The sequence below is a fragment of the Listeria sp. Marseille-Q6474 genome (assembly GCF_946902005.1).
GTDB classification, from domain to species: Bacteria; Bacillota; Bacilli; order Lactobacillales; family Listeriaceae; genus Listeria; species Listeria innocua.
Genome location: NZ_CAMPPS010000001.1, coordinates 2,114,171 through 2,123,700 on the forward strand (window position 1 = coordinate 2,114,171; position 9,530 = coordinate 2,123,700).

The following is a 9,530-nucleotide window of genomic DNA, read 5'->3' on the forward strand; positions in this document are numbered from 1 at the left end:
ACATTGCCACCCTTTTCGAGTGAAGAGGGTGGTGCTTTGAAAGGAGCGAGATGATGAAAAAAGGGATGAAGCAAGTTTGTGTCAGTATGGCTGTTGTGCCGCTTGTTTGGTTGAATTTAGGGATAACACAACCATTAGAAGTGGAAGTTAACGCAGAAGAAACAGAGAAAAAAGAAGTGAAACAACAAGCGAATGGAGAAACTGCAAAACAACTTAGTAAAGAAGAATATGCGAAGTTAAGTGCAGAAGAAGGGCTTGGAAATGTTTTAGAGGCAACTGTAACAGACAATGTTATCACGCTGAAAATTGATAACGGGGATGAAGCAGAAGATGACTACTTAGAAATTTCACCACTTGCCAATAATCTGCTTAAAGTTAATTTACGACCGCGAAATATCGAAAATAGTGAGTCGACACCGATGATTGATCCTAATGCAACTTTTACAGCAATTGGGGCTAAGATTGATTTAGAATCCGATCCTATGGTTATTTCAACGGATGAATGCACACTTGAAATTTCTAAAGAACCAGCGCGAATGACTTTTAAAGATAAAGAGGGAAAAACTTTATTATCTGAGTCGGTTGATGGTGGGATTTTCGATGGTGGTGTGAGATTTAAACGCGGTGCAGCTGACCATGTTTATGGGGCTTATGGTATTAGTTTTAGTGACGGAGACCTTGGGATGGAGCGAGATAATACAGCTGCAAATAGCGGAAAGACAGCTCAAGCAGGTCAACAAGGTAATGCTGGTGGCCCGTTCATGTGGTCTACAGCAGGTTATGGCCTTTTAGTAGACAGTGACGGGGGTTATCCTTATTCTGTTTCAGACGAAGAAAAGCTGGAATTCTATTACGGGGATACGGTTGTAGAAGGCCGTCGTTACGAAAAAGAAAATGTAGAAATGTACTTGATGTCAGGGGAACCTGAAGAAATCATGTCCTCTTACGCTGATGTAACTGGTCATACTCCTATGATGCCGAAATGGTCTCTTGGTTTCTCCAATTTCGAATGGGGAACAAATGAAGATGAATTCCGTAAAAATATTGATACGTATCGTGCTAAGGGAATTCCGATTGATTCTTTTGCTTTTGACTACGATTGGAAGTTTTACGGAGATCCTGTTTATGGAGGGGATTACGGTGAATTTGCTTGGAATACAACTAATTTCCCATCCGCAAAAGACACTACTTTAAAAAATGATATGGATGCACTAGGTGTAAAAATGATTGGTATTACTAAACCTCGTGTGGTAACTAATCTACAAGATGGAACGGAAACGCAACAAGGTAAAGATGCTGAGGCAAATGGTTACTGGTATCCAGGCCAAGAAGCATATGAAGATTACGCATTCCCAGTTACTGTTAGAAGTATCGATCCGTATAATCCGGATGAACGTAATTGGTGGTGGTCTCATTCTGAAGATGCGCTGGATAAAGGTATCGTCGGTTGGTGGAATGATGAAACTGACAAAGTATCCTCCAATGGAGCGGATTATTGGTTTGGGAATTTCACAACAGGTTTTACATCTCAAGCAATGTATGAAGGTCAACGTGATTACACAAATGAACGTGTTTGGCAGACTGGAAGAACATATTATCCAGGAGCTCAGCGCTACTCCACATCTATTTGGTCAGGCGATATCGGCGTCCAGTGGAAAAAAGGCGAAGTAATTGACTGGGCAAATGGAATGCAAGAACAACCAAGTACGATGTTGTCTACTATCAATTTAGGTCAAACTAAATGGGGTATGGACACAGGTGGTTTTAATGCCAATTCTGGACAAGTATTAAATCCAGATCCAGAACTTTATAGTCGTTGGATGGAGTTTAGCTCTCTTGTACCAGTATTTAGAACACATGGTAATGATAATCAACAACGCCAACCTTGGTATTATGGCGGGACTGCAGAAGAAGTGGCGAAAAGCAGTATGACTTGGCGCTATTCAATGATTCCATACATGTATGCCTATGAAAGACAAGCTTATGAATCTGGAGTAGGACTTGTTCAACCACTTACTTTTGATAATCCAACAGATGAAAATGTAGTTAACCTAACAAATGAATGGATGTTTGGTGATGCTATCCTTGCAGCTCCTATTTTAGAAGAGGGTGCTGGTTCGCGTGAAATCTATTTACCAGCGGGAACTTGGGTAGACTATAATCGTGGTGATGTCTACGATGGGAACCAAACTATCAATTATGAAGTAAATGACGAAGACTGGACGGATGTTCCGATGTTTGTTAAGCAAGGCGCAATTATACCAATGCAACAGCCGCAAAACTATGTTGGTGAATCCGCAGTTAAAACCGTTTATTTAGACACATTTGCTTCTGAAAAAGATACTTCATTTACCCATTATGATGACGATGGAAAATCTTTTGATTATGAAAAAGAAGTTTATTTGAAACAAAAAATGACAACATCGAAAACAGCAGATACTACTACTTTCACAGTTGGCGCGAAAGAAGGAAGTTACAAAGCTGACACAGAAAATTACATTGTAAAACTACACGGAAATGCTGCTGAAAGTGTCCAAGTTAATGGCACTGATAGCAAATTATACGATGATTTATCTGCACTCGAAAATGCAGATGGAAGTGGTTATGCTGTTTCTAGCGATATTTATGGTGCAGTAACTTATGTGAAAGTACCAGCTCAAGGAGACACAGATACAGTCATCACAGCAACCGGTTCTAAAAGCGTGGAACAAACTGGAACATATGAAATGGAAAAAGGTTCTAGTTTTGCAAATACAGTTGCCGAGAAACCTGTAACTGAACAAACCTATGTAGATGGATATGATTCAGATGGCTCTGGAACAACAATTTACGCAAATGTAAAAGATGCTGGCGATTATAATGTTGATTTAACATACAAAAATGCTTCCGAAGATAATCAATCATTAAGTATTTTTGTAAATGGTGAATATGTAAAACAAACAACTTTAAAACCAGCAGCAGATTGGACTGTTCAAGCGGAAAACTTACCACTTGCAGCAGGGAAAAATAGTATCTCTTATAAAGTGGTTACAGACACAGGCGACAAAGCAGATCAAGTCGCATTAGACAAAGTAAATATCGGTTTCACTCCAACTGTAGCAAAAGTAGAAGCGGAAGAAGCAGCTCTATCTGGAACTTTAAAAGTGGCAAATGATCATTGGTTCTATAGTGGAGAAGGCTTTGTTGGTGGCTTTGGAGCAGCAGGAGATGAAATCAAGTTTGAAGTGGATGTGCCAGCGGACGGGGAATATGTGCTAAATACCCGAACTGCAAATGGAAGTGGGATGCCGCAAACGCTTGATTTGTACACAAATGGTACTTATAATTCTCGCGTAACTTTCCCTTCAGAAGGGGCAAACTGGAATATTTGGACTGATACAGAAAAAGCTGTGAATTTAAAAGCGGGTACAAATAAAATCACTTTCTTAATGGACGGTGAAACTACAGGAAATATCAATATTGATAGAATCCTTGTCTCAGCGGATCCGATTAACAGTCCCGTTCAATCAGAAGTAAATCTACTTGATAACGGGGGTTTTGAACGTGATCCTGCTGCAACTACTAATTGGGTAGAGTCTCATCCAGACGGTCAGGATAAGGCATACGGCGTTGATAGTGGTTCAGGTGTCAATCCTCCAGAATCACCAGCTTTTGGAAGTCAGAGCGCTTATTTCTACCTACCAGGAGCTTACCAGCAAACACTAGCGCAACAAATCGCAGTTCCGACTAATAATGCGAATTACGATGTGGAAGCTTGGGTTAAAGTAAGTAAAGATGATACTGCAAAAGCACAAATGACAGTTAATAATTACGATAGCAGTGAAGGTCAGACTATTGATTTAGTAGCAGATAATGTTTGGCACTATGTTTCTATTAAGGATGTCAAAGTAACAACAGGAAATATTAATACAAGTTTTGTGATGGACTCTAAAGGTGGAACAAGTATCCATATTGATAATGTTAGAGTTATGCCATCTGCCAAATAATTAGATAGAGTGGGATGATATATCCCGCTCTTTTCTTTAAGGAGGAGAAAAGATGAAAAGACTATTTATAGTATTTAGTTTGATTATTATTGGAGTTGTCAGCTTTAATACAATGGATGTAAATGCTAGTGTGACAGATGTATATCCATTACCAGCCAGAATAATTGATGTTTTTCCAAATGAAAACTTAGCAGAAGATATGGTAGAAAACTTGCACAAAAGTGATGTTACAGACGTCATTACGCAAGATGATATAAATGCAGCGACATCATTAGGATTGGGCTATTTTACAAATTACTTAACAGATGAAACTTTAGAAATGCTAGGAAATGCTTATTTTACCAATGTAAATAATATTATGATTTATCCTACCCAAACAAAGTTCACTAAATTTCCGGATTTACCGACTTTACCTCTATTAGATACTTTAAGAGCAGAAGTAAGTATAACAAGTGAAATACCACCTGAAAATATTACCGTACCAGATTATCAAAACTATCCAGAATTAAAGTACCTTAATTTTGCTAGTAGAACTATTGTGGGGGGCTTGCCTGACTTTTCTAATATTCCTAAACTAGAAACGTTGTTGCTAAATGAATGTGGCCTTGCTTCAGAAGATGTACCTGATTTTACAAACTTGAAAAATTTACAGGAAGTAAACTTTGAGTCGAATCAATTCACAACAGAAATGACAGATTTCACTCATTTGGATAGTTTGGTAAGTATGGATTTGAGCTATAATTATTTAAACATACTACCACCTACTATTGTTGATAAAATAACTGTACTCGGCCAAATTGGAACTTTACCAGATCAAACGGTTGCTTATGGGGAAGATGCATATATCACACTACCAATTTATACACAACTGTATGATTTAAAGGATATTAATGGTGTTCAAGAAGTGTGGATTCGAAATTCAGATGATGATAAAGTGTTTGATTCATTTAAAGTAAATTATGATGAGGACAAGGCGCAAATTATTGTTCCTACAAGCAATCTTGATAAAGGCGAGTACACGATTGGTATTGATTTTAATGGAATAGAGCCCTATATTGAAGAAGGCGAAGTTATGAAATACTCACTGAAATTAACTATCAATTAATTGAAAACTTGTGGCATGCTAAATAATAGTTGTACATTTGGCTGTGTCACAAGTTTTTTCTGTTTGTAAAGGCTCGTTTTTTCCTGTATAATATCTAATGTTAGACTTTAACTCTGGGGATGTTACGGATTCGACAGGGATAGTTCGAGCTTGAGTTGCGAGTCGGGGGGATCGTCCTCGTTATCAACGTCAAAGCCAATAATAACTGGCAAAGAAAAACAAAACCTAGCTTTCGCTGCCTAATAAGCAGTAGCATAGCTGATCCTCCGTGCATCGCCCATGTGCTACGGTAAGGGTCTCACTCTAAGTGGGCTACGCTAGTTAATCTCCGTCTGAGGTTAAATAGAAGAGCTTAATCAGACTAGCTGAATGGAAGCCTGTTACCGGGCCGATGTTTATGCGAAACGCTAATACGGTGACTACGCTCGTAGATATTTAAGTGCCGATATTTCTGGACGTGGGTTCGACTCCCACCATCTCCATATTTTGAAACGCGTAAAGAAAGTCCTATCTTCTTTAATGGTGTTATTAAGCCATTTAAGGAATATAGGACCTTTTTTTATTTTCCATTAACTTGATTATTTCTTTCTCTTTTATTAAGAATCATTTGCTAAACTAAAAAAAGAAGTAAGGAGAGGAGAAATAAGATGCTACGCTTTAAGAAATTTTTTGTTATTTTAATTGTAATTGGATTTATATATGTCTTGATTGTAGCGGCATTTATGTTTAGCGGGACGAGGGCCAAACCTGATGAAAACGTAAATACGGTACTTATTTTAGGTGCGAAAATTAATGGGGATCCAGCTAGCCCGTCGTTAGTTTTACAGGAAAGATTGGATGCGGCAGTGGCTTATTTGAATGAATATCCAAAGACAAAGGTGATTGTTAGTGGTGGGCAAGGTGCTGATGAAAGCACGACGGAAGCTGAAGTTATGGAAGAATATTTGGTTAATGAAGGAATTGCGAGAAATCGGATTAAAAAAGAAACTAAATCCAAAAGAACCGAAGAAAATATTAAATATAGCAATGAAAAATTTGAACTAGGAAAAACATTGATTGTGACAAGTGATTATCATATGTATAGGGCATTAATGCTAGCAAAACGCCAGGGAATTGATGCATCAGGTCTCCCATCAAAATCTCGGACACCTGCCAAGTACAAAGGAATGGTGCGCGAAGTTTTATCCATCACATATGCATGGGTTTTTGACCGATAATACATGCTATAATAAGGCTAAAAGAGCTGGAGGTTTTGGGATGAAACTAGAGCGGATTTTAGCAATACTAGTAATGATTTTGGAGCGAAAAGTACTGGCAAGTGAGCTGGCTGAAAAATTCGAGGTAAGTACAAGGACGATTTATCGCGATATGGATACGCTCCTTTATGCGGGATTTCCAGTTGTTGCTTTACCGGGGAAAAATGGCGGATTTACGATGCTTGATACATATAAATTAGCAACGTTTACTTTTTCGGAGGAAGAGAAGCGGATTTTGCTTGAAGCTTTAGAGGCACGTTCGGAATTTATGTTGAATGATAGCCAAGAAACTTTACGAGAAAAAATCACTTTATTACAAACAGAAAAACCAACTAGCAATTATATTTTCTTTGATTCAGCGACACAACATCGCAAACAAATTGAGGCTGAAGTAAAACGAAAAATCGCCTATATTCAAAAAGCTTTTACGATGAAAAAACAGTTAGATATAACATATATTGCGATGGACGGAACAGAAACAAACCGAGAAATTTCACCTCAAAAATTAAACTTAATGGATGGCAGTTGGTATTTAGAAGCATACTGTCACAAAAGAGCAGCCATTCGCCACTTTAAATTATCAAGAATAACGTCTTTGAAAGAAACGAGTAAAACTAGTATGAAAATAGAAGAAGACCAAAAACAAGCTGAAGTAACAGAAAAAATTGTTTTAGAGTTTCCGAAAAATCAGCTTGGAAAATTACTGGATTACTTTTTGTTGGAAGAAATGCAAATTGAGTTAGATTTGGTTCGTGTAACGTTTCAATATGATCCTGAGCGGAATATCATCCCGTTTTTATTGATGTTTGGGAGCGCGGTGAAGATTTTAGAACCGGCTTCACTACAAAATGAATATAAGTCCGAAGTGGAAAAACTTTATTTTAATTTGAATTCTTGACAGATAGTTGTCAAGTTTTAATCGCTATAATGATGTTAGAGGAGGCGGCAAATAATGAATTTACAAGAAAATAAAGTGATTAATGGCAAGCAAATACGAGCAAGTAATAGTGATTTTAGTCCGATTGCAGAACTCTGGGGTGAAGTCATGGTTGAAAAGCCAGCCGGAGATATTTTTGCGGTGTACAGTAATTATGCGAGTGATTTTACGGGTGAATATGATTTATTAGTAGGAACTAGCGACTGGGATGAAGAAAAAAGTACAGAAATTGAAGCAGGAGAATATCTCGTGTTTACTGTTGATAATACGAATCATAAAGGCGTGGCGGAAGTTTGGCAAGAAATCTGGGCGAGGGATAGTGAATTCCAGCGCGCTTATAAAACAGATTTTGAATGGTATCATACGAATGTAAAAATAGAAGTTTATATTTCTATTTAAAAAAATCCCCTCACAAGGAGGAGATTTCGTCATTATTTAAGTTTTTCTGCTGCTTTAGCTGGGACTTCTTTTTCAGGCACTTCTTCAAATGAAGTTACGCCTTTGTCTTCTTTAATATAAAGTTTTAAATAAGCACCTTTACGTAATTCTTTATCTGCAGAAAAAGTAACTTCTGTTTCTTTACCATTTTCGTCATATGCAGGAAGAGTATAATTATTGTTGAAGCTTATTTCATTACTTTTTGTGGGATCTTTTGTAATTTTAACATAGGAAGCATCTGCACCTATTTTGTTGGCGTTTTTAAAGTAATATACGCCACCGATAATTCCACCAAGTAATAGTACGCTTATAATAAGTATAACGATTTTTTTCAAGTCAATCATCCTTTGCTGAGTTATTACACTTATTGTATAAGAAAAGAGCGGGACTAACCCTCGCAAAAGGCAACGAAATGGATTTTTAAACTTACATATTTGTTAGAAAGGAGTAATATTTCATGACGAGACCAAAAAATAAAGAAGAATTGCTTCAACAAAGTGCGGAAAGTTATCAAAAGCTATTGAATTTAATTGACTCTATTCCAAAAGAAAAACAGAACCTTGCGTTTCCGTTTGAGGATAGGGATAAGAATATTCGTGACGTTGTGGTGCATTTGCATGAGTGGCACAATATGGCGCTTGATTGGTACCAAATTGGGATGAGGGGCGATAAACCTTTTATGCCGGCGGAAGGTTATACTTGGAGGACCACGCCAGAACTGAATTTGGTTATTTGGCAAAAGTACCAGGAAACGGATTTAGAGAAGGCGATGGAATTACTAAATAAAACGCATCAAGCGGAAATGGAAATTATCGCGGAACACTCGGATGAAGAACTGTTTACAAAAAAATATTATAAGTGGACGAATACAACGTCGCTTGGTGCTATTTTTATTTCAAGCACAACGAGCCACTATGAATGGGCTATGAAGAAAATACGGAAATTTAAAAAAGCCGCTGGAATCAAATGAATTCCAGCGGTTCTTGTTTTATTTTAAAGCGGATTCGTCTAAATAAGCAATTTCCCATAGATGGTTGTCTAAATCAAGAAAACTTCTGCTATACATGAAATCGAAGTCTTGTGTTTCGCCTGCTGGTTTAGCGCCGATTTCAAAAGCACGATCAACTAGTTTGTCAACGGCTTGGCGGCTATCTTGGGTGATGGTGATGAGGACTTCGCGTGCTTTTGTTGTGTCAGCGATGCCTTCTTTATGGAAAGTCTGGAAGAAATCTTCTTTCAAGAGCATGGCGAAAATATTTTCTCCGATGAGCATTTGGGTAGCATTTTCGTCTGTGAATTGAGGGTTAAATTCGTAGCCAAGTTCAGTGAAAAAAGCGACGGTTGCTTGTAAATCTTTTACAGGCAAATTTATAAAAATCTGTTCCGAGCGTGTTGCCATAATTTATCACCTCCAGCCAAAAATAGCATGCAGAAAACTTCCTGTCAATGAATAAGTTATGTTAAAGTAGGGAAGATATAAAGTAATCCAAAATTGAATATCAAAAATACCCCTTGTAATCGGTTTCTTTTTGTACTATAATGTTAGAGAAAAGAATAGGATTGTTACTGCTGAGGCAGGCAAAACCTAGATTAATTCAAGTGCTATTTTGATATTAATAGCGTTGGAATTAGTTTGGGTTTTTTTCTTTTGAAAGAGGTGAAAATGCATGATTATCAAAAAAATACTGAATAACAATGTCGTAATCGCCGAGGGTAAAAGTGGCAAGGAGTCTGTAGTGATGGGCCGTGGTCTTGCTTTTCAAAAGAAACTTGGAGATGAGGTGGAGGTATCCAAGATTGAAAAAACA

The 9,530-nt window shown here is 37.6% G+C and carries 9 protein-coding genes and 1 other RNA gene; 8 read left to right on the forward strand and 2 right to left on the reverse strand.

From position 1 onward, the window contains the following. The first annotated feature begins 53 nt into the window (after positions 1–53). From OC533_RS10570 to OC533_RS10595, 6 genes are all read left to right on the forward strand, one after another. Entirely contained in the window at positions 54–3,986 is a 3,933-nt protein-coding gene (locus OC533_RS10570) for a TIM-barrel domain-containing protein (protein WP_194324041.1), read from the forward strand. 52 nt (positions 3,987–4,038) lie between these two features. Next, a complete protein-coding gene (locus OC533_RS10575; protein ID WP_194324039.1) occupies positions 4,039–5,091 on the forward strand; it encodes an internalin N-terminal domain-containing protein in 1,053 nt (350 codons plus the stop codon). Positions 5,092–5,206: 115 nt separating this feature from the next. Next, positions 5,207–5,576: a transfer-messenger RNA gene (gene ssrA / locus OC533_RS10580) on the forward strand. A gap of 162 nt (positions 5,577–5,738) precedes the next feature. Then, positions 5,739–6,308, forward strand: a complete 570-nt coding sequence (locus OC533_RS10585; RefSeq protein ID WP_194324037.1) for a YdcF family protein — start codon at positions 5,739–5,741, stop codon at positions 6,306–6,308. Between the two features lie 40 nt (positions 6,309–6,348). Next, positions 6,349–7,245, forward strand: a complete 897-nt coding sequence (locus OC533_RS10590) for a helix-turn-helix transcriptional regulator (RefSeq protein WP_194324035.1) — start codon at positions 6,349–6,351, stop codon at positions 7,243–7,245. 54 nt (positions 7,246–7,299) lie between these two features. Continuing rightward, complete coding sequence (locus OC533_RS10595; RefSeq protein ID WP_194324033.1) at positions 7,300–7,683, forward strand: GyrI-like domain-containing protein; 384 nt, start codon at positions 7,300–7,302, stop codon at positions 7,681–7,683. A gap of 32 nt (positions 7,684–7,715) precedes the next feature. Here OC533_RS10595 and OC533_RS10600 read toward each other — a convergent pair whose 3' ends face one another. After that, positions 7,716–8,057 (reverse strand): YxeA family protein, encoded by a 342-nt coding sequence (locus tag OC533_RS10600; protein ID WP_010991240.1) that lies wholly within the window; start codon positions 8,055–8,057, stop codon positions 7,716–7,718. Positions 8,058–8,179: 122 nt separating this feature from the next. Here OC533_RS10600 and OC533_RS10605 point away from each other — a divergent pair, with 122 nt between their 5' ends. Further along, positions 8,180–8,692: a ClbS/DfsB family four-helix bundle protein gene (locus tag OC533_RS10605; protein ID WP_194324031.1), complete on the forward strand. Its 513-nt coding sequence runs from the start codon at positions 8,180–8,182 to the stop codon at positions 8,690–8,692. Between the two features lie 18 nt (positions 8,693–8,710). On the opposite strand, the gene OC533_RS10610 is transcribed toward OC533_RS10605, so the two are convergent. After that, entirely contained in the window at positions 8,711–9,121 is a 411-nt protein-coding gene (locus OC533_RS10610; protein WP_185511548.1) for a VOC family protein, read from the reverse strand. Positions 9,122–9,389: 268 nt separating this feature from the next. Here OC533_RS10610 and OC533_RS10615 point away from each other — a divergent pair. Next, positions 9,390–9,530: CAT RNA binding domain-containing protein (locus OC533_RS10615; RefSeq protein WP_316044170.1), on the forward strand; the 141-nt coding region annotated here is incomplete at its 3' end.